This is a genomic window from Shewanella sp. HL-SH8 (assembly GCF_051165765.1).
Taxonomy (GTDB): domain Bacteria; phylum Pseudomonadota; class Gammaproteobacteria; order Enterobacterales; family Shewanellaceae; genus Shewanella; species Shewanella glacialimarina.
The window spans coordinates 3,361,315-3,382,342 of sequence record NZ_CP195039.1 but is presented as its reverse complement, the minus strand read 5'-3'; the positions used below and the strand labels follow the sequence as shown (position 1 = coordinate 3,382,342).

Below are 21,028 nucleotides of genomic sequence, written 5' to 3'. Positions count from 1 at the left end.
TAGAAAGCCCCGTGAAGCTAATAATTAAAGAGCTTAACGGGGCTTTATAATGTTAATCATTTCGATAAAATGATTGTTTTATCTCTAACTGATTACTTAAAAGTCAGTGTCCATGTATCGATATAGCCAGTATCACGACTTGCGTTATCTACAGCCTTAAGCTTCCAAGTTCCGCTTGACTCAACACCGGTAAAGTTTGCACTGTAGGTTGTGTTGATGTTGTCGGTTCCACCACCGCTGTTGCTATGTAAAGCAACTTTTTGGCCTGTAGGGCTAATCAGTTCAACTTTCAAATCACCAATATATGTGTGGATGATCCCCACGCTAACAGAAACTGTCCCAGAATCACCAGTTCGTGTCACATTAATTGAGCTTGTAATACCGGTAGTATTGTTATCAGGAATGTTAGCGTTAGTGGTATTGGTATAACTTGCTGGACCACCTGTCGTTCCGCCACCTGTAGTGCCTGCAGTATAATTAGCGACTAGGTTTACGCCACTAAATGCGCTGTAGCCTTTAACCATCACATAATAGGTACCCGATTGAACTGTGGTTATTGGGCAAGACTCGCTATTACCACCTTTCCAAGGACGACAGTCATAGCTGGTGGTAGATGGAGAAGCACCGTATTGGACATATAAATCTGCATCACCTGTACCACCGCTCATGGTGAAGCTGAGGTTTTTAGCTCCTGCAGGGACATCTAGCGAGAAATAAAGCTCATCATCTTTTGCACCGGTGAGGTTTGATTTTGTCACGCCATTAACAAGCACTAAATCTCCACCACCTGTGCCTGGATCAGTTGGGCCATCACATGATGCATCTAAATAGGCTTTAGCCGCTGTAGCGTTAATCATGCCGTAACCAGTTTGATTATCACGGCCGGCAACACTTAAATCATCAGCAGTTGCATTTAATGCTGCACGAACTTGTGTTGCTGTACATTGTGGATGATAGCTCCACACTAATGTTGCTACACCCGAAACATGCGGTGTTGCCATAGATGTACCATTGTAAAACGCGTAGTCCTTGTTGCCCTGGTTGGCAACAGTTGTGCTGGCGCCAAGCTTAGCGCGAAGTGCTAAACCAGTTGCTCTGTCTACTGATACCGTAGGAATTGTGATGTCGCTATTAGCGTCAACTAGGAATGGGTTTTGTAAGCCGGGCAATGCACTATTACTGTAAACAATTGCGCCAACTGCTCCGGCCGTTTTACAGGCTTTGGCTGCATTTATTTCAGGATAGCTTGTACCTTGATTGCCAACACGCTCAACTAAACAAATTTTGTTGCTCATATTGCCACAGTTAAAGCTAGTTCCACTTACGGTACATTCAGCTAAGGTGGCGGTTACTTGGCCATTAACAGGGCTAGGGGCATAGCTAGTGCCTGAAGGTGTTAAACGATTGTGTGGAACGACGCCATTATTGAAGTATGATTGTCCGCCGATAGTAATGTCAGCCAAACGCCCTTCACCTACGGTTACAGTAGATAAAATTGCTTCACCAGGACCAGATATTTCTACTTGGTTAGTATATTGAGAGAAAGCAGCGCGATCTCGATTGCTATCAACAGCAGCAACAGACATAACACCGTCATATGAAGCTGGGTAGCTGTATGTGCTGTCGCCAGCGTTACCCGCAGCTGCAATCAGTAATACGCCATTGTTGTAATGTGCATTTAATGCATTACGCTCAGTAGTGGTTGAGCCGCTTCCACCCAAGCTCATAGTCACCACATTGGCACCATTGCTAACACAGGTATCTACTGCCGCCACAAGTGATGAAGAATAACCCCAGCCAGCCTCATTAAAGACTTTAATGACATGAATATTAGCATTTTGGTTAGGCATAACCCCAACAACACCTTCATTGTTGGCTATAGCCGCAATGGTACCAGCGACATGCGTACCATGGGCGTTGTTATTACCCGGTTGATACCAGTTACCTGTACCTGAATTGTTTGTACCTGTAACATTGTTACCACTTAAATCATTGTGGCTACGGTCATACCCTGAATCGATAATACAAATGGTACGGTTACCCGTTTGGCTATCGCTAAGTGCAGTAGCACCTACAAAGGTTTGCCCCCAAGGAGTGGTTTCAGCAAGCAAACGGCGTGGCATATCTTCTTCGACATATTCAACATCAGCGCGAAGGCGAAGAGATTGTACTGACTTTGGATCTAATTTAACGGTATAGCTATTACCACGGGATATGCGCTTCATCTCTTTGGCTTGAACACCGTTTAGTGCTCTAAAATGAGAGAATATTTCGTGTGAACGTGGCTGATAGCTAGCAGCATCATCCGATTGGTTTGTTGATTGAGCATTAAATTGTTGTGGATTTGATTGTATGTCACTGCCATTTCTAAACTTAACAATATAACGTTTAGGTAATGGCGAGGTATTATCTAAGCTAGTTGCTGAAATCCCATTTTGTGATGTTAAGTTTAGGGATTGAGGTGCGGCATATAAGCTAGTAGATACAGCAAGCGCTATACCTGAGAGGCTGAGTAAAACTAAAGGTCGTTTCTTTTGCATTTTTTATCTTCCATGTGATGTTTTTATTATTTATATTATTTTTATAGTTGAACTTTCGGCTTATTACTTAAGGGTAAACTTCGTTCAACAACTAAAATGTAACAGGATGAGTACATATGTAAACAAAATGTTACCGTTCGCTGTTTTGTATAATCGTTAAGTAGCTTATGTTTGTGAGTATTTATCCGCTAAAGTTGACCTTTTATTCTTTTTTGAATGTAGCTATACAAGGTTAATATTCCTGTTACACAAGCAATTACTAATAACCGAAACATAAAGTTAGCGGCGGTATAGTGTTCAATTATGCTTAATGGAAAGTCGGTATGGCGTCTTTAGTTGTATATAAATAAAAGGAATAACTTATATATGAATGGAATATTAAGGCGAGCCCATAAAGCTGATGCATCACAAGCTTTTATAGTCCGAAATCTTGCTATATTATCCCAATGTGTTGATTGTTATGGTATTGATGCAATGACTAAATGGACTGAAGGTCAGATGCCTGAGGCATATGCTGATAAGCTATCATATGATGGTTATGTCTATGTGGTTGACGGGCAGTCAAATCTATCTGAACAACAGTTAATTATTGCCTCTGGGATGCTTGATGTTAGTAGGGGATTTATTGATGCGCTGTTCGTCCATCCTGAATACATGAATTTAGGTATCGGCAAGTTAATGTTGGCTCATCTTGAGCGCATAGCAAAAAAATCAGGATTGACTTTTATTGCATTAGAGTCGGCGTTAAATGCTGCTGCATTTTATCGAAAATGTGGTTTTGTAGGTAATGAAATCAGTGTTTATCACTCCCCTAGAGGCTTTGATTTAGACTGTATTGTGATGAAAAAACAACTGGTTTAGTTGACCTGTGGATAGTGTTTTTGAGGTTAAGTAACAGGGGACTATTGAATAAAAAATGCCTTTATTATTCACATAAAGGCATCTTGTAAGATGTGTAACCTGAACTCGGATTCTGTCGCTAACCGTTAATATTACTAACGAAATACCAAATAAATTCAGGGTTTTGACTGTATCAATGCATCAACACCACCCGCGTTAGCAGTATTGCTAAATCCTGCTTGGGTTAATGCATCATCTGCAATGCCACTTCGGCGTCCACTTCGGCAATATAAAACAATGCTTTCATCATTTTTAAGCCCTAGTTTTGCCACGCCTGCTACAATTTGTTCAAAAGGAATATTAACAGCTCCTTCAATATGTCCTTCATTAAATTCTTCAGCAGTGCGAACATCAATCACTAACGCTTGCTGATCAATCATCTGCCACGCTTGTGTTGGTGTGACATCTTTTGCAAACCCCATAGGTACAAATGAAACTAAGCTGGTTGCTAATATCGTCAACAATGCTAATTTGCTGTTTAGCTTTTTAATGGCTCTCATTAAACTTTATATTCCTTATATTTAGTGTAACTGATTGCCAGAAAATAGTATTTTTGGTGGCAATCTCTTATTTTTCGGTGGCAATCATTGCTTCAGTTTTCAAGCCTAGTTTTTTCATTACCATTGCAGCTGGGCAAAAACCGGTAAATGCGCTTTGAAATAGATTAGCACCTACAAATACGGTCAGCCAGATAAAATGATGGCTAACAATAGCGGTCAGCACTACTGATAGCAGTACCATAAAGCCAGCAAAGGCCATGATAGTACGTTCGACAGACATTGTGTTCACTTTGTTAATGGTTTTATTGGTCATGGTATTGCTCCTTTATTTTACGGTTAATCGGTTGCGCATCACTGCAAAGTACAACACAGGGATCACCACCAAGGTTAAAATGGTTGAGATAAAGATGCCAAATATAAGGCTAATAGCAAGACCGTTAAATATTGGGTCATCTAAGATAAATAAGGCGCCAATCATTGCTGCTAAAGCGGTTAACATAATTGGTTTAGCTCGAACTGCCCCCGCGTTAATAACCGCTTTATCGAGTGCTACGCCCTGGGTTAATTGCTGGTTTATAAAGTCCACCAGTAGTATCGAGTTACGCACAATAATGCCGGCTAAAGCGATCATTCCTATCATTGATGTTGCGGTAAACTGTGCTCCTAATAAAGCATGTCCTGGCATAACACCAATAATGGTCAATGGTATAGGTGCCATAATAACCAATGGCACTAAATAAGATTTAAATTGACCAACCACTAACAAGTAAATGGCTATCATGCCAACCGCATAAGCAATGCCCATATCGCGGAAAGTCTCATATGTGATCTTCCACTCCCCGTCCCACAATATCGCCACTTGCGATAATCCATCAGGCTGATTAACAAAGTGTTGTGCTATGGGGTAGGGCTTATCAATATTGGCATCATCAATTTGAGCTGAAATATCGAACATGCCATAAAGTGGACTATCTGTTGGTCCCGCCATATCCGCCACAACCATGATCATCGGCACCATATTTTTGTGCACTATTGGGGCATTAATACTGCCTTTATTAATGCTGGCGACAGAGGATAAATTAATTGACTCGCCAGCTGGATTGATTAGTTTTAGATTAAGCACTTGCTGCAAATCCACTTTTTCAGCGTCATCTAATTGCAACCTGATAGGTGTGGGATATTTATTGGTTTGGGAATGTAAATAGCTGACATCTTTGCCACCAATGCTGGTGGCAAAGGTATTAACGATTTGCGCGTACGATAGCCCAAGCAGGCTTGCTTTCGCGCGATCGATGTTAACTTGCCATTGCTGTTGTTGGGCTGGTAAATAAATATCCACATCAACCACATGTTCAGTATTTTTAAAGCGTTGCCCTAAGGCATTAGCCGTTTGCTCGCGAAGTGCTGTTGTTGGCGCGTAAACTTCCGCCAAAATTGGCGACCATACAGGCGGTCCTGGAGGCACTTCGACCACTTTTATGTTGGCGTTATAACGATTGGCAATCTCCTTTAGTGGTTCCCGCACAGCTAATGCAATACTGTGACTGTCGCGGCTACGGTGTGACTTATCAACCAAGTTAACCTGAATGTCGCCTAGCTCCTGGCTGCTGCGTAAAAAGTAGTGACGCACAAGCCCATTAAAGTTCATTGGTGCGTGGGTTCCTGCGTACCACTGCTGGTGGTTAATTTCTTCTACTGTGCTGAGGTACAGGCTCATCTCTTGTAATACGCGCTGGGTTTGTTCCACAGGCGTGCCTTCAGGTAAGTCGACAATGACCTGAAACTCGGATTTATTATCAAATGGCAGCATTTTAAGCACAACAGCCTGCATGACGGGTAATGCAAGTGCGATAGCAATCAGTGCGACAATACCAACGGCTAGGCCTTTTCGAGCTTTGGCGGCATGTTCACCAACTAAAAATGGTGACATTAGACGACTGAACAATTTAGCCAGTTTGTCATTTGCCTGATCTACTTCCGCCAAACTAGCGTGTTCAGCTTTTGGGTGGTGAGCCAGTAACTTGTAGGCTAGCCAAGGCGTTAGAATAAAGGCGATAGCCAGTGATAATAGCATGCCCATACTGGCGTTTATGGGAATTGGGCTCATGTAGGGCCCCATTAGACCAGACACGAATGCCATTGGAAGTAATGCCGCAATAACGGTGAATGTGGCTAATATGGTCGGTCCGCCAACCTCATCGACCGCTTCGGGAATAATTTCAAGTAACGGTTTATTGCTTAACGCCATGTGCCGATGAATATTTTCTACCACTACAATGGCATCATCGACCAGAATTCCGATAGAGAAAATAAGCGCAAACAGTGAGATCCGGTTTAGGGTAAATCCCCATGCCCACGAGGCAAATAAGGTTAGGGCTAAAGTGACAATAATCGCAATGCCAACTACAGCAGATTCACGCGCCCCCATGGCAAAAAGTACCAATAATACTACTGCAGAGGTAGCAAAAATTAGCTTAAAAATAAGCGTGTTAGATTTATCTCCAGCGGTTTGGCCATAATCTCGTGATATGGCAACCCCAACATTATCGGGGATCAGCAGGTTATCCACTTTTGCAATGCGGCTGAGCACTGCATCAGCAATATCAACCGCATTTTGGCCAGCTTGTTTACCAATGGCGATAGTGACAGCAGGGTAATCACCTGTGCTATCAACGTGACGAACATTGTGTTTTGGCGTATCACTTTTTAAGGTGATCTCAGCAACATCGGATAGATATACCGCAGAGGCGATACCTTGACTATTGGGGGCGGTATTGACTTTCACAAGTAAGTTTTTGACATCATCAATTGTATTGATAAATTGTCCTGCACGGACTTTAATTTCTTGGTTTTGTTGTACCAAAGACTGCAGCATAGATATTTGATTATTATCTTGTAAGCGCTGAGATATTTGATCAATAGTGACCCCAAAACTATTCATCTTGGCACTATCAAGACGGACATTTAGCACCATGTCATGACGGCCCTGGGTGTAAATTTCTTTGGTTCCGGGGATACGCTTAAGCTCGGTTTCCAATCCGTTAGCGACTTGTGTGAGTTGCTCAGCGGTCATGTCGGCGGACTTAGCATATAAGGTCAGGCTAACAATAGGGACATCATCAATGCCACGGGGTTTAATCAGTGGCTCGCCTATACCCGCAGCATGATTAAATTTGTCCCGGTTTGAGTATAGCTGGTTGTATATATTGACCACAGCTTCGTCACGGGGAATACCCACTTCAAAAATGGTAATAATTAATGCGCCATCGGGTTGAGAAAAAGAGTAAAGCGTATCAACGCCTTTAATTTCGGAAATAATCTGTTCAGCGGGTAAAGTGACTTGGTGTTCAACTTCACTTGGGCTAGCGCCGGGGTAGGGAATAAAAACGTCTGCAAAGGTGACATCAATTTGCGGGTCTTCTTCCTTTGGGGTCACGATGACAGCAAAAAGCCCTAACAATAAACCTAATATTGCTAATAAAGGCGTTATTGCACTGGCTTGGAAGGTTTTAGCAATGCTACCCGAAAGGCCAAGAGCAGGTGTATTCGATGGTTTCATCTGTTTATTCCTGTTTAGTTGGCTGTAGCTTGACCAAGGTGGAGCACATAATTGGCCGCGTTTAATACTATATTGTCCCCAGGCATAACACCGGCAAGCACCTCTACCATAGCCACACCTTGATCATCTTGATAGGCATTGCCTAAGCGAATTTGAGTTTGTAAATAGTGCTTTTGTTGCTTGCGGTAAACAGTGGTCATTTCTCCGACTTGATAAAATGCAGATTGAGGGATACTAATCACATCTTTAGTCGCAACAGGTAAGGCGACCTTTAACCATTGCCCTGCCTGCAAAGTGTTGTCGGGGTTATTGATAATAGCCCTTACCTTAAGGCTGTGGTCTTGTTGAGTACTAAATTGAAATGGATTGAGCTGTTCACTCATATATTGATAATTACCATCTAAAAAACTGAGTTGAGTCAGTAAATTAAGTTGCTTGCGATACTGTTGTGGAACATAAAAAACGGCTCTAAGCTTATCGGTAGCATAGCCTGAAAGTAGCGCTTGGCCATAGCTGATGGTTTCACCTTCTTCTATCATTTTAGCGGTTAATCGTCCGGAGAATGGAGCACTGACAACGGTGTAATTAACGCTTTCTTTGGCGCGAACTAAACGTGCTTGGGTTGCGCTGACAGCCTGTTTAGAGCTTTTAGCATTAGCAGTGGCTTCATCCATTGCACCTTTGGATACCGCTCCTTGAGGGAATAATGTTTGGTAACGTTGAAATTGAGCCTGTGCTTCCACATTCATGGCTTGTGCTTTAGCCAGATCGGCTTCAGCCGCTGCGAGTTCAGCGCCTTGCTCTTTGCTAGTTATTTCCAGTAATGCAGCGCCCTCAGGGACTAAATCATTGACATCATAATGAATCGCTAATACTCGGCCGGACGTTTGTGCTGCCACGGTTGCTGCTTTTACCGGTTCAACTTTTGCGTCAAGTTGTAAGTAACTTGTTTGCTGATTTAATTGGATCTCAATGGTGTCAAAATCAGGACTTTGTGCAACGACTATGCAGGGGGCCATGAGGCCTGCGATGAGCAATATGCTCTGACTGAATGATGTAGATAATCGAAGTATTGATGTATGCATAATAGTAGCCTTATAAAAGTCCATAAGAAAATTCTAATGGACTTTGGTGATGCTTGCAAGGTGTTTATTAGTAAAAGTTAATACATTAGACTTCACTTAAGTTACACACTCGTTACATCGAAAGCCAGACGTAAAAAAACCGCTCTAAAAAGAGCGGTTTAAGTATTCAATACCTAATATTAAAACCTATATGTATTAGAACTTATAGTTGTATTGAGCCGAATAGTAGGTCGCACCTGATTCAGTAAAGGCATTAACAGTCGAGCCCAGCCCGCTTTGTTCAATAACATGGACCTTTTCGCCAACAACCTTAGTGATACCGAAATCGAGTGAAGATTTTGGCGACAGATTATATGTGAAACCTGCTGAATACCACATGCGATCTGAGTCAGGAATAGATAATGAAGAGACTTCACCTACTACGCCATCATCACTGGCAATACCGGTTCTTACCGTCCAGTTGTTATTAATGTCATATGTTGCCCCTAAGCTAAGAAACCAAGAGTCTTTCCAATGGTATTCTTTTAAGCTATGTGACGCTGTACCTTTGTCACCTTGGTTTAGTGAGATCTGGTCAAAGCTGCTCCACTGAGTCCACTGCGCCGTATAGTGCACAGCAAACTTTTCAGTTAACTGATGAAAACCAGCAAATTGGGCTATATCAGCAATAGGGATATTAATTTCATCAAAATTTTCAGCTAAGTAACGCACATCGCCAGTGGCATTCATTTCTGGACTGAAACGATAGCTTAAACCAAATCTGTTATTTGGATTAATTTCATATGCTAGACCAACAATGCCGCCTAAAGCCCAACCATCGGCTTCAACATCAACTAATGAGCCAAGGATATTACTGTTTCTGGTTAACGTACCAGAAGCTTGGATCACGTCTAAACCTAGGCCTAGGCTAAGTGATTCATTAATGCGATATGACACACTGGCATTTAAGTTTACTGTGGTTACTTCAGTATTACCGAGTAAATCCGCTGGCGCTGGAATGGTATTTGGGCCCAGTGAGCCATGGTTATTAGCTAATGGGGTTAAATCGGTACCCGTGCCATAGTTACTGAATGCAGCAAAACCATAAGCAAAGGTGTCATTAACTGGGTTGATAAAGTAGGCATTAGGGATAACTTTTGCTTCAGCGGCGTTATCAATATGGCCTAATTCAAATGTTCGCCCCATGAAGTCCATTTGTGCATCACTAACCTCTACGTTGACATCGGCATATGACACACCAACAGAGAGTGCTTTTTGATCAAACAAAGCCATTGCGGCAGGGTTACGTGCTAAAACCGATGCGTTGTCAGCTATTATGGCATCACCCGCCATCGCACGGCCAATACCTGCAGCAGATTGGCTATTAAGCTGAAAACCAGCAGCAGTTGCCTGAGCGCTTGTAAGTACTACCGCAGCTGCTAGTAATGTCTTGTTGAATTTAGTCATTGTTTATTACCTATTTTGAGCTGTTATTATGATTGAAATTATGACTGGATAAGCCAATTTCATTGTGCAGCTTTGAATGTGCAGGCATCTTAGGTAACAGGGGAGAGGCTAACAAGTCCGACCACATGTTAGTTGTTGTTAATATTGAGTTAATTCAAAAGGCTGGGTTTTTGTGTATTAAGATTGTAGTCGGTGGTTTTTATTTAAATTTGTTGTTTAACAGTAGGTTGGATTGTATTTTGGCTGGTTGCGTTGTTAATGTTATGTTACTTTCAAACGCGGGTGTTAGATGAAGTTAAAATGTAAGAAAGCGTACACTTGTACGCTTTTTTACACAAAGGTTGTTTATTTGTTCTGTTTGATCTATTTCAGACCTAAGCTGTTATTTTAATCGATAACTATTTCTGGCTTTGTAGGTTTTGTTCAAATGCATTGAACTGGCCTTGCACTTCAGTCGATGGTGGGAATAATTTACTACATACAACCCCAAAGATAGTCGCGAAAAAGAAGCCAGGAATAATTTCATATAAATCGAAAATCCCACCTTTTAATTGCTCCCAAGCTACAACGGTTACCGCACCGACTAATATTGTTGCAATTGCACCGTTACGGCTAAATCCTTTCCAGAAAAGCGATAGAATCACCACAGGACCAAATGCAGCACCAAAACCTGCCCATGCGTAACTGACTAGGCCTAATACACTGCTTTGTGGGTCAAGGGCAATAATACCTGCGATAAGTGCGATACTAATAACGCCAATTCGACCCACTAACATTAATTCTTTACTGCTGGCTTGAGGGCGTAGCCATTTACGGTAAAAATCTTCCGTTATCACACTTGAACAAACCAATAGTTGCGAATCAATCGTGCTCATTATGGCCGATAAAATAGCCGCAATAAGTAAACCACCCACCCACGGATTAAACGCTGCACGGGCTAAGTGAATAAACACGGTTTCAGGATTTTCTAAAGGTGATTGGGCGAAATATAATGTACCTGCAATGCCGGTGGCCAGTGCACCAATTAATGCAACAATCATCCAACTCATGGCAATACGTCTTGATAAACGTAAATCTTTCGCACTGCCAATCGCCATAAAGCGAGATAGGATATGTGGTTGACCAAAATAGCCAAGTCCCCAGGCCAGTAATGACACTAGGCCAATAACTGTGGTTTTATCACCCACAAATGTCAGCATAGCAGGATCTAAACTGTCCATGTTTGCCTGAGTGTCGGCGTGATTAAATATGGCGACAGGTACAATAATTAACGCAATTAGCATTAAACAGCCCTGGAAAAAGTCTGTCCAGCTGACGGCAAAAAAACCGCCAACAAAGGTGTATGACACAATAATTACCGAGCCAATGACCAAGGCTAGGGTGTAATCAAGGCCAAAGACTTTTTCAAATAGAATGGCGCCGCCCACCATGCCAGATGATGCATAGAAGGTGAAGAATATTAAAATGGTCACCGCTGAGACCAACTTAAGGACACCATGATTATCGTTAAATCTATGTTCGAAAAAGTCGGGTAGGGTGAGGGAGTTATCTGCAAGTTCAGTATAAATTCGTAAGCGTTTTGCGACAAATAGCCAGTTAAGCCATGCGCCAAATACTAAACCAAAGCCAATCCAGGCTTCACCTAGCCCACCTAAATAAACTGCGCCTGGCAGGCCAAGTAACAGCCAACCAGACATGTCGGAAGCGCCGACACTTAATGCGGTAACTGCTGGGCCCATCTTGCGACCGCCGAGAATGTAATCATCGACAGATTCCGTTTTCTTATATGCCCAAAAACCAATCCCCATCATAACGGCTAGATAGCCTATGAAAGTGATTAAAATAGGTGCTTGAATTTCCATGATTGTTCCATATGGTTATTTTTATGGAGCAATGCTAGCAGAAGATTGATGTAGTTCACACTTTCGCGGGGGGAGGATAGGGAAAAAATACTCAGCCGCACTGTAAAGTACGGCTGAGTGCTATGTTTAGTTTGTCGTAATTACCTTAGATAAACGTTTGCTCAATTTCGCGTTTAATGTAATTTAGATCAGATTGCTGTTCACCGACAAGTAGCATATAGGTTCCGGCAAATTTGAATCCTTGTCCTTTGTATTTTGCATCGGCAAAGGCGTCATCTAAGGTTAATCTGTTCTCTGCTGGCACAATAAACAAAGTTACTTTGTGACCATTTTCATCTTGCATAACCAAATGCAAAGATTTAACCCCTTGAAAGTCGCAGTAGGCAGTATAGAAGACTCTTCCTGGCTGCTGAATAAATTTAGACTGTTGTAGGCCTGATAGACTGGCTAACTTGAAGTTTACGTCATTAAAACCGATGTTTTGTTCCATCTGTAGCGCTTTGGTTTCATGGTAAACATGGGCTAAAGCATTTTCAGATAAATCAATTGGGGTAAAACGTAGCATACTGAAGCTAACCCCAACAACAAACGCAATAGACGCCGCCATCGCCATTAAATAGCGAGTACGCTTTTGGGTTTGATGATGTTGGCTTAGCTGTTGACGCAATAATAACTTGTCCGCTAGGTCATCAGGTACCGGAACATTAAGCGCCTGTGTTAGCCTGTCATCAAGTGCTTGTAAATCTTTAACCAATTTCGCATCAGCTGAGTTATTTGCGATATGCTGCAAAAAGTCATCTGACTGAGTATTGGGATCGCCATAAGCTTGGCGGCGAAATTGTAGATCATCCATTTGATTGACCTCTTACTTCTGGGCTGTCTAATGCATCTTTTAATTGGTTTCTGGCACGAAATAATCGTGTCATTACCGTGTTGCGATTTAATTCAAGCATCTCGGCGATTTCATCTCCGCTAAATCCACCAATGAGCTGTAATAACAAAGGTTCACGATATTCTAAATCAAGTTTGCCGATTTGCCTGCGTAGCCAATATTGCTCGGTTTCATCTTCAGTGCTACTAGAGATAACATCTTCAAGTAGCTCTTGCTCTACATCACTGTAATCAAACTGCTTACGTTCAAAGCGTCTGGCATTTTCCCTACGTAAAATAGTAATAAGCCAGGCTTTTGCGGCTTTATCATCTTTCAAAGAATCTAACGCACGCCATGCCCGTAAAAAGGTTTCTTGAGTGATATCTTCAGCCACATGTTTATTACCGCATAACCAATAGGCATAACGGAAAATGTCGGTATGAAGTGCCCTGACAAGGCTATCGTAACGTCTTTGTTTATTTACCATGTCAGATAAGACCGTAGGGTCGGACTTTTTCTTTCGCAGAATTTCAAACATTTTTATATTTTTCTCATAATAATTACACTTAGCTTACTAGGTCAGCGCAAGAGTGCAACGACTATTGTGGAGGTTATTTTATTACTGGTCTTCATTATTATCAGTGATAGATCACTAGTGGCAATTATTATAAGTCGCTACAAAGTGCCAAATAACATCTCCCTTTTATGGTATTTCACAAAAGGGAGGACAACCCATTTGATAGGCCTTAAGGATTCAGTTTAGCTATAATTGAATCAGTCTGTTTATTGCTATTAGGTTGATATGATTGGATTGCATCAATAAGCTGTTTTTTATTCACAGGGGTTGTATGTTGGCTGTAGCGGCCGGATTGCAAAACGCTAATTGCTTGTGAAAGTAATGTTGAAAGCTGACTAATTTCCGCCAAAGTGACTTTACGCTTCAATATCGCTGAAAAATACTGTTGCAGCGTGCCTATCACATCGCTGACATTATTACGATCACAGGCATCCACTATGGCTGCTAAGTTAGCCATATTCGTTGTCGGACGTGCGGTGATTGTTGTGTCACCAGCCTGATTTTGATGACTTCGGCCTGCGGCTTTTCGCCATAACACTAAAGTGATTAACCATAGTGCTGCAAATAATCCGGTCAACCATGGCCAGTAATCCGCGCTATTGTTAGATTGAGCTTGAGGCGTAATCAGTAGTGCATTATCGGCCATTTGCCCTGCGATAACGGTAATGGTTTTGGCAGGTAAAATGGCATATTCCTGCTGTTTTAATTGAATATTCCACCAAGGTATTTTTATTTCTGGCAGGGTATAAGTGCCCGGTTTAGTGGGCACCATAGCGGCAGTTAAGCTGTATTGCGAAATCACTTGTCCATCACGAATGCCTGTTTGGCGTAACGGCTTCTCAGGATAAATCTTCATTCCTTCTGTGGCGGGCATTGTCAGCTCGGGGAGGCTATGTTCATCAACATTAATCGCAATTAAGCTGATGGTCCGAGTAATGGGGCTGCCTGCTTCAAAGGTAGTTTTATCATCGGGCCATACTTCGCGTAAGGACACTAAATCACTCACTAACCACTCACCTTGATAACTCGGTGGGTAGCTGTTTATTTGAATCACTTTCCGCTCGGCTTCAGTTTGCATCGGAATGCTTTCATTAAAACCAAACATGCCGCCACGGTTTTGTGTTTCAATTAATACATCACCAGAAAAAGTTGCACCGTTAATAATAATTTCACCAGGTAAGCCTGCGACAATACCGTAGTTGCGCTCAATCACTCTAAAGCGGCGACCATTGACGATTTCAGTGCTGTCGGTATCTTCACCAATTTGTTTTATTTGTGCACCTTGGACGACAGGGGCACCCAGTACACCGCGTTGCAATTCTACGGCTAAATAGAGTTTTACCTTGTAGTTAATTAACTGACCAACGTAGGCTTCATCAACATTAGTGCTGACTTCAATATACAAATTTTGAGCTTCTTGAGGCTGACTTCCTGCTGGATTAACCTGCAGGGTAATGGGCGATGAACTTACTCCGCTGATAGTGAACGCTGGAATAGTCACCTTACCGGTATATTTAGGTGATAACAGCACTTGCCATCGAGTTTCTTTGGTGGTGCTGAAGTTTATCATTTGAGTACTTCTGCCCACACTTGTGCGACCAACAATAAAGTTATCCAGTAATGAAGATGTATCTAATGCGCCGGCATTGAGATCGTCATCGGCGCTGATGTTCAACACAAAGTATTCACCTTCACTCACCGGATTTTTGTCGATACTGGCCTCTACTTGGGTGAGCGCCATAACCGAAGGGGCCAAAATAATAAGGATTAGGCTTAATAAAATTCGAATTACCACTGTTCTTTTTCCTTGACCTGTTGACGACGTTTTTGATATTCCAATTGCATTTTATTGCGGATCAATACTTGTGGATCCTCATTTATTGCTCTTAATGCTCTTTCCATATCTTCTGGCAAAGGTTGTTGGCCTATCGTTGTTGGGCTAATAACCTGATTTATAGGCTTGCCATCCTCATCTAATGTTTCTTCTAAAGGTGTTGCTGAAGTCGTTGGCTGATTTGATTGCTGAGCATTTTTAGCATCCGTACTTTGCTCAGCACTTAGCTCAGTATTGGCTTGCATACTGGCTTCATTACTTGGTGCAGGTTCATCTTTCGCGGTTGAGTTTTCTGAAGAGCCTGATTTAGACTGAGCATTATCGGCATTTTCTTCTGCTTGATCATTAGGCTTATCATTGGGTTGACTGCCAGATGATTGTTGCTGATTTTCGTCTTGGCTATCTTCAGACTGTTGTTTGTCTGGTGTTTCATTGCTTTTAGATTGTTTATCCTGCTCAGCATTCTCAGGCTGCTTGCCTTGTTGGTCCTGGTTAGACTGTTCAGAGCTTGAATCTTGAGAGTCTTGTTGCCGATCATTTGGTTGACTGCTGTTTTGCTTGTCCTGATTTTGTTGACTGTTCTGCTGGTTATTTTGATCATTTTGTTGTTGATCTTTATCCTGCGAGTCATTTTTCTGCTCACCATTTTGATCGCTATCTTGTTTATTTTGCTGTGACTCTTGTTCAAGTAATTCTTGTGCTAGGGCTAGATTTTCTTCTGCCTCAATAAAATCAGCTCGTAATCCTAAAGCTTGTTGGTAGCGCTTAATGGCTTCAGGTAAATCTCCTAACTGCATCAAACTATTGGCTTGGTTATATAAGCCTTCGGCGCTATTGTCTAATTCAAAACCTTCAAGCGCTTGTTGGTAATTTCCTGACTTATAATGGGCGCTAGCCTGCCAATTAGGTTGACTGAAATTTGCCGCCGCTTTGGCATACTCTTCTTTATCAAAAGCCTGCTGGGCTTGTTGATCCGCTGTCAGCCATAAGTCATCCCAAATATTGGCCTGTACAGGCTTGCTATAGCCAGTACTGAAGGCTAACAAACCCATTAGTCCAGCTAAAGGTAGCCAGGCTGTAGGTAACATAAGGTTAGCTAGCACACCGTGTTTAAAGCTTAATAACACAGGTAGCAATAATAATAATGCTAAATAGGGACCTAAATCTTGCCATGATTCACCTTCAAGTTCAGTGGCTTTTGCTTGGCCATCTTCAGCAAGCCATTGAATGAGTTGTTTGATATCGCTGCCATCTGACTGCGCTGCAATTAACACTCCTGAACCTTGTTTAGCCAGTTTTTGCAGCAAGTTAATATCGGTTTTAGCGACCACCACTTCATTGCTGCTATCGCGCATTAATTGGCCATCAGATAGCTTTATAGGGGCACCGGTTTTACTGCCAAAGGCTAATATGGATAAACGGTAGCGGCTATTTTTTAATTCATCATATACCTGGTTAAATTGCTGATCTGAAACCCCATCTGTCATTAGAATAATATCACCAGTAATATGGCCGCCCTGGGCTAAAAGCTGCTGTGCTAATGTGATGGCTGAGGATAAATTAGAGCCTCTTACAGGCATAATATCCGGTGATAATGTGGGCAAGAGGTTCAACAAAGTGCCATTGTCACGGGTCAAAGGACTAATGGTAAAAGCATCACCCGCGTAGGCAATTAAGCCCGTTTCGCCTTCTTTTATTTCAGACAGTAAATCCGTCGCGCGAAAGCGAGCGTGGGATAATCTATTTGGGGTTAGATCGGTCGCGTACATGGAGTAAGACATGTCCATAATCAACACTCGGCCTTGATCCGTCGCAAAAACAGGTAAGTTTTGTTTACTGATAGCAGGACCTGCTAATGCTAATACTGCAACAATCCAACAAAATGCCAGTAACCCCTTAGGTTTATTGCTTTGCTCGGCACTGTCGCTGATCAGCATGCGGGTTAGATGCGGCGCAATATACGCTTTCCAAGCAGATTGTTGCTGATGACGGCGCCAAAATAGCAAGCTTAATAAAATAAGCGGCACTAAACCTAATAGCCACTCTGGGCGGATAAAGTGGATCATTCTATTTTGCCCCCACGCTTAAATGAAGGTAATACCAGACCAGCTTGAAAGTGTTGCTGGGCACTAATTAAGATACTGAGCAATAAAGACATTAATAAAGGCCAATAGAATAATTCTTTCTTCGGGCGATAACTTAATTGATCGCGGCTAACCGGCTCTAATGTATCTATGGTCTGATAAATTTTTGCCAGATCTTCACTGTTTCTAGCGCGAAAATACTGCCCATTGGTCATATCGGCTAGCTTTTGTAACTGAGTTTCGTCTAAATCCATTGATGGGTTAATGCGCTCTTTACCAAAAATAGTACGGCGCTCAAGTAACTCGGCGCCAACACCTACCGTATAAATAGTAATGTTTCTTTTTGCAGCTATTTCTGCTGCCATTTCGGGTTCAATATTACCAGCATTGTTTGAACCGTCAGTTAACAACACCAGCACCCGATTACTTTCATCAACCATTTCAAACCGTTTTACCGCTAATGCGATGGCTTCGCCAATAGCCGTTTGTTTGCCGACTAAACCAATTTGTGCATCGGTTAAAAACTTTGCCACCGAGCGTCTATCTTGGGTCAGTGGCGCTTGTAAATAAGCGTGATCAGCAAATAATATTAATCCGAGGCGATCGCCTTTGCGGCGTTCAATAAAGTCGGCTAACACATGCTGAATTAAGGTGAAACGGTCGACGATTTTGCCATCAATCACCATATCTTCAATTTGCATACTGCCTGATAAATCAACAGCCATCATTAAATCACGACCTTTTGACGGTAGCTCAATCGGGTCGCCCAGCCATTGGGGCCTTGCTACTGCACACAATAAACATACCCACATTAGCCAATATAATTTGCGTGAGCGTTTTACCGTTTGTTGGCTTTGGTTTTTGATGGCTTGACCGACACCGGGAAGTTGCAGGTGTCCACCTTGGTCGACGATTTTTGTTTGTCTAAAAAATAACGGCAATGGCAATAAAATAAACACCAAAGGCCAAGTGACACTTAACATGCAGCCTCCTGTTTATGCTGTTTATCAGTATCTTGAATGCTGACGGGCTCAAACGGATGTTTATTGGCTAGCCACAGACTCGCCAGCATTAATAATTGCTGATTATCTTCAAGTGTGAGCCCTTTAGCCTGGTGGCGTTTGACTAATAACGTACCTATAAGCTGTTGTTTGGTTTTTGGTAAACGTTGATCTAGCCAATTAAACCACGGTTGACCATTTAAATGTGCCAGTGATTGTCTTGGTAAATAGGTCATTGCGGTACGTTTTAGTAAGCTATTGACCTCTGAGGCAAAGTTATCTGCATTACTGTCCATTGATTGTAATATTTTCAGCGCGGTTTTTCGGGGCGCATGATAACGGCGCTGCTTGAGAATTTTACCCATAATCCAGCTCAGTATTAGGATAGATAGCACAAGTAATAGCCAATAGCCTGGTGCGATTGGCATAGCTGAAACCATGTTAGGCAATAAAATGTCATGCATTTGAGCTAAAGGCGAAACACCTTGGTTAGCCACCGCGGCAGGTGCGGCTGCCGGCGCTATGATTGAGTTAATTAAAATAGGTAACATTTAGCGTAATAATTCCAATTGGTCACTCAGTGGTTTACCTGCATCGATGAATTTAGGCTGCACATTAAGCTGCTTCATTAATTGTACAAACCCTTGTTGGGCAACTTGCTGCTCTACTAACCATTTTTGATAACTGTCGCGGGTTAATGTTAATTGTTGCTTGCCATCACGTACCGGAAAAGCAAACTGCTTAGGCAAAATCAGTGTCCCCTGGCGAAGCGGATCTGTTATTACAAATGCACCTATATCACAGTGACGTTTTAGTTGTGTTAGCGGCGCAAGGCATTGCGGACTGAAATGGTGGCCATCGGTAATGATCCATACTAAAGAGCCCGGTTTTGCTATCCGCTGTAATCGCTGGCAAGCTTTGAACATATGTTCGGGGTCTTGCGGCAAATTATCAAATTGATTGAGCTGTTTTTGATGCACATCAATTAAACCTGAAGACAGTTGTAACATGCCTTGTCTACGGCTACGGGGCTTGAGCTCTAAATGGGTTGTTTCACTGGCAATTAATGCACCGAGTTTATCACCATGCTTTACCGCACTCCAGGCTATGGTTGTGGCCACGTGGGCAGCCTGAACTGCTTGTAATAGTAATTGTGAGCCAAAATATAAACTGTGGCTTAAATCGACTAATAATAGGATAGGGCGTTCGCGTTCTTCAATAAACAATTTAGTGTGAGCTACGCCGGTACGCGCGGTAACTCGCCAGTCAATAGAGCGCACATCATCACCATTTTGATAATGACGTACCTCAGCAAACTCCATACCGCGGCCCTTGACTAAACTTGCCCTATGACCAGCCATAGCCGCTTTTGTGCGTGTTTTACGGTCAGCTACAACATGCGACAAGCTTTGGCAGGCAATTAATTCCTGCTCGTTCAAGTTTATGCCATCACTAAATAACGGCAGTGATAATTCTGCTGTGCTCATTGCTTAAGGTACTGCTACTTGAGACAAAATGGTGTCAATAACGCGATCTGCCGTTATGCCTTCAGCTTGCGCTTGATAGCTTAGTAGTAGACGATGACGTAGCACATTAGGCGCGACGGCTTGAATATCTTCTGGTGATACATAATCACGGCCATAAAGCCAAGCTCTTGCACGGGCACAACGTTCTAATGAAATAGTGGCACGTGGACTAACGCCATACTCTAACCATTTAGCCAATTCAGGGCTGTATCGTTCAGGCTGACGGGTTGCCATAACGATTTCAACAATGTATTGCTCAAGGGGGTCTGCAAGATAAATTTCAAGTGCTTGATCCCGCGCGGCAAATACATCTGCCTGCGCAACAGGCTCAGTAGTGGGCAATTGATGGCTAATCGCTTCTTTACGTGACTGACGTAAAATAAGGCACTCAGTTTCTGCATTTGGGTAATCCAGATTAATGTGCATTAAGAAACGATCTAACTGAGCTTCGGGTAATGGATAAGTCCCTTCATTTTCTAACGGGTTTTGGGTTGCCATCACTAAAAACAGTTTAGGTAAAGGGTAACTGGTTTTACCTACCGTGACTTGACCTTCTGCCATGGCCTCTAATAAGGCTGATTGTACCTTAGCCGGGGCACGATTTATTTCATCAGCTAGAATCAAGTTATGAAAAATAGGACCTGCTTCAAATTCAAATGTGCCAGTTTGCTGGCGATAAATGTCAGTACCGGTTAAATCTGCTGGCAATAAATCTGGTGTAAATTGAATACGATGAAACTCACCTTCAACCCCATCACACAGAGCTTTAACTGCGCGGGTTTTAGCTAGGCCTGGAGGGCCTTCAACCAGTAAGTGACCATTAGCTACTAAGGCAATTAAAAGATTTTCAGTCAACACAGGTTGACCTAAAATAACAGTGTCGAGATAAGTTCTTAAAGAATGAAATCGGCTTAAAGGCATACGGTTACTCAATCATTTGCTAATAACATAAACACAATGCGGCTTATGTTATGAATTCTATATGGATTTAGCTAGTAGGATTAACAGATTTTAACCCTTAATGAAACCAATAAGCGTAATAAGCTACACTAAGGGGATTTTATCGGTTAGTTGTCGGTTAATAGCTAAAGTCAGTCACGGCAGATATAGTGCTATTGCAAGATATATCTAAACAGGTGTTTAAAACTAGTAAATAAAAAGTTAGAATCAAATCACACTTTGATGGTCTGACCACTATGGTCGGGCGAAACGGATATTAACAACTTGAGCTTGTGTCGCCAGG

At 42.3% G+C, this 21,028-nt stretch carries 16 protein-coding genes; 1 reads left to right on the top strand and 15 read right to left on the bottom strand.

The annotated features are described in order from the left end of the window. Positions 1 to 92 precede the first annotated feature (92 nt). The gene (locus ACRWQN_RS14855; RefSeq protein WP_434938595.1) at positions 93 to 2,540 is read right to left on the bottom strand and encodes a S8 family serine peptidase; all 2,448 of its coding nucleotides are present in this window, start codon (positions 2,538 to 2,540) and stop codon (positions 93 to 95) included. Between the two features lie 366 nt (positions 2,541 to 2,906). Here ACRWQN_RS14855 and ACRWQN_RS14850 point away from each other — a divergent pair, with 366 nt between their 5' ends. Next, positions 2,907 to 3,401, top strand: a complete 495-nt coding sequence (locus ACRWQN_RS14850) for a GNAT family N-acetyltransferase (RefSeq protein ID WP_434938593.1) — start codon at positions 2,907 to 2,909, stop codon at positions 3,399 to 3,401. Between the two features lie 155 nt (positions 3,402 to 3,556). Here ACRWQN_RS14850 and ACRWQN_RS14845 read toward each other — a convergent pair whose 3' ends face one another. The 14 genes from ACRWQN_RS14845 to ACRWQN_RS14780 form a co-directional block, all read right to left on the bottom strand. Further along, on the bottom strand, positions 3,557 to 3,940 hold the full coding sequence (locus tag ACRWQN_RS14845) for a rhodanese-like domain-containing protein (protein ID WP_434938591.1): 384 nt from the start codon (positions 3,938 to 3,940) through the stop codon (positions 3,557 to 3,559). A 67-nt stretch (positions 3,941 to 4,007) separates the two neighbouring features. Further along, positions 4,008 to 4,220 (bottom strand): YgaP family membrane protein, encoded by a 213-nt coding sequence (locus tag ACRWQN_RS14840; protein ID WP_226415871.1) that lies wholly within the window; start codon positions 4,218 to 4,220, stop codon positions 4,008 to 4,010. Positions 4,221 to 4,265: 45 nt separating this feature from the next. After that, positions 4,266 to 7,499 carry an efflux RND transporter permease subunit gene (locus ACRWQN_RS14835; RefSeq protein ID WP_434938589.1) on the bottom strand — a complete coding sequence of 1,078 codons (3,234 nt, stop codon included), beginning with the start codon at positions 7,497 to 7,499 and terminating at the stop codon, positions 4,266 to 4,268. A 14-nt stretch (positions 7,500 to 7,513) separates the two neighbouring features. Beyond that, on the bottom strand, positions 7,514 to 8,584 hold the full coding sequence (locus ACRWQN_RS14830) for an efflux RND transporter periplasmic adaptor subunit (RefSeq protein WP_434938587.1): 1,071 nt from the start codon (positions 8,582 to 8,584) through the stop codon (positions 7,514 to 7,516). A 195-nt stretch (positions 8,585 to 8,779) separates the two neighbouring features. Further along, positions 8,780 to 10,030 (bottom strand): OmpP1/FadL family transporter, encoded by a 1,251-nt coding sequence (locus tag ACRWQN_RS14825; RefSeq protein WP_434938585.1) that lies wholly within the window; start codon positions 10,028 to 10,030, stop codon positions 8,780 to 8,782. A 398-nt stretch (positions 10,031 to 10,428) separates the two neighbouring features. Then, a complete protein-coding gene (putP, locus tag ACRWQN_RS14820) occupies positions 10,429 to 11,892 on the bottom strand; it encodes a sodium/proline symporter PutP (protein ID WP_434938583.1) in 1,464 nt (487 codons plus the stop codon). 145 nt (positions 11,893 to 12,037) lie between these two features. Then, a complete protein-coding gene (locus tag ACRWQN_RS14815; protein ID WP_434938581.1) occupies positions 12,038 to 12,745 on the bottom strand; it encodes a DUF3379 domain-containing protein in 708 nt (235 codons plus the stop codon). Next, on the bottom strand, positions 12,738 to 13,301 hold the full coding sequence (locus ACRWQN_RS14810; protein ID WP_226414235.1) for a sigma-70 family RNA polymerase sigma factor: 564 nt from the start codon (positions 13,299 to 13,301) through the stop codon (positions 12,738 to 12,740). Before ACRWQN_RS14810 ends, ACRWQN_RS14815 begins: the two co-directional genes overlap by 8 nt. A gap of 208 nt (positions 13,302 to 13,509) precedes the next feature. Continuing rightward, a complete protein-coding gene (locus ACRWQN_RS14805; protein WP_434938579.1) occupies positions 13,510 to 15,135 on the bottom strand; it encodes a BatD family protein in 1,626 nt (541 codons plus the stop codon). Beyond that, the gene (locus ACRWQN_RS14800) at positions 15,129 to 17,240 is read right to left on the bottom strand and encodes a VWA domain-containing protein (protein WP_434938577.1); all 2,112 of its coding nucleotides are present in this window, start codon (positions 17,238 to 17,240) and stop codon (positions 15,129 to 15,131) included. The genes ACRWQN_RS14805 and ACRWQN_RS14800 overlap by 7 nt, the downstream gene beginning before the upstream one ends. Continuing rightward, complete coding sequence (locus ACRWQN_RS14795) at positions 17,237 to 18,241, bottom strand: vWA domain-containing protein (protein WP_434938576.1); 1,005 nt, start codon at positions 18,239 to 18,241, stop codon at positions 17,237 to 17,239. The genes ACRWQN_RS14800 and ACRWQN_RS14795 overlap by 4 nt, the downstream gene beginning before the upstream one ends. Then, positions 18,235 to 18,810, bottom strand: a complete 576-nt coding sequence (locus tag ACRWQN_RS14790; protein WP_434938574.1) for a DUF4381 domain-containing protein — start codon at positions 18,808 to 18,810, stop codon at positions 18,235 to 18,237. The genes ACRWQN_RS14795 and ACRWQN_RS14790 overlap by 7 nt, the downstream gene beginning before the upstream one ends. Next, entirely contained in the window at positions 18,811 to 19,746 is a 936-nt protein-coding gene (locus ACRWQN_RS14785; RefSeq protein WP_434938572.1) for a DUF58 domain-containing protein, read from the bottom strand. Between the two features lie 3 nt (positions 19,747 to 19,749). Beyond that, the gene (locus tag ACRWQN_RS14780) at positions 19,750 to 20,706 is read right to left on the bottom strand and encodes an AAA family ATPase (RefSeq protein ID WP_226414250.1); all 957 of its coding nucleotides are present in this window, start codon (positions 20,704 to 20,706) and stop codon (positions 19,750 to 19,752) included. Positions 20,707 to 21,028: the final 322 nt, after the last annotated feature.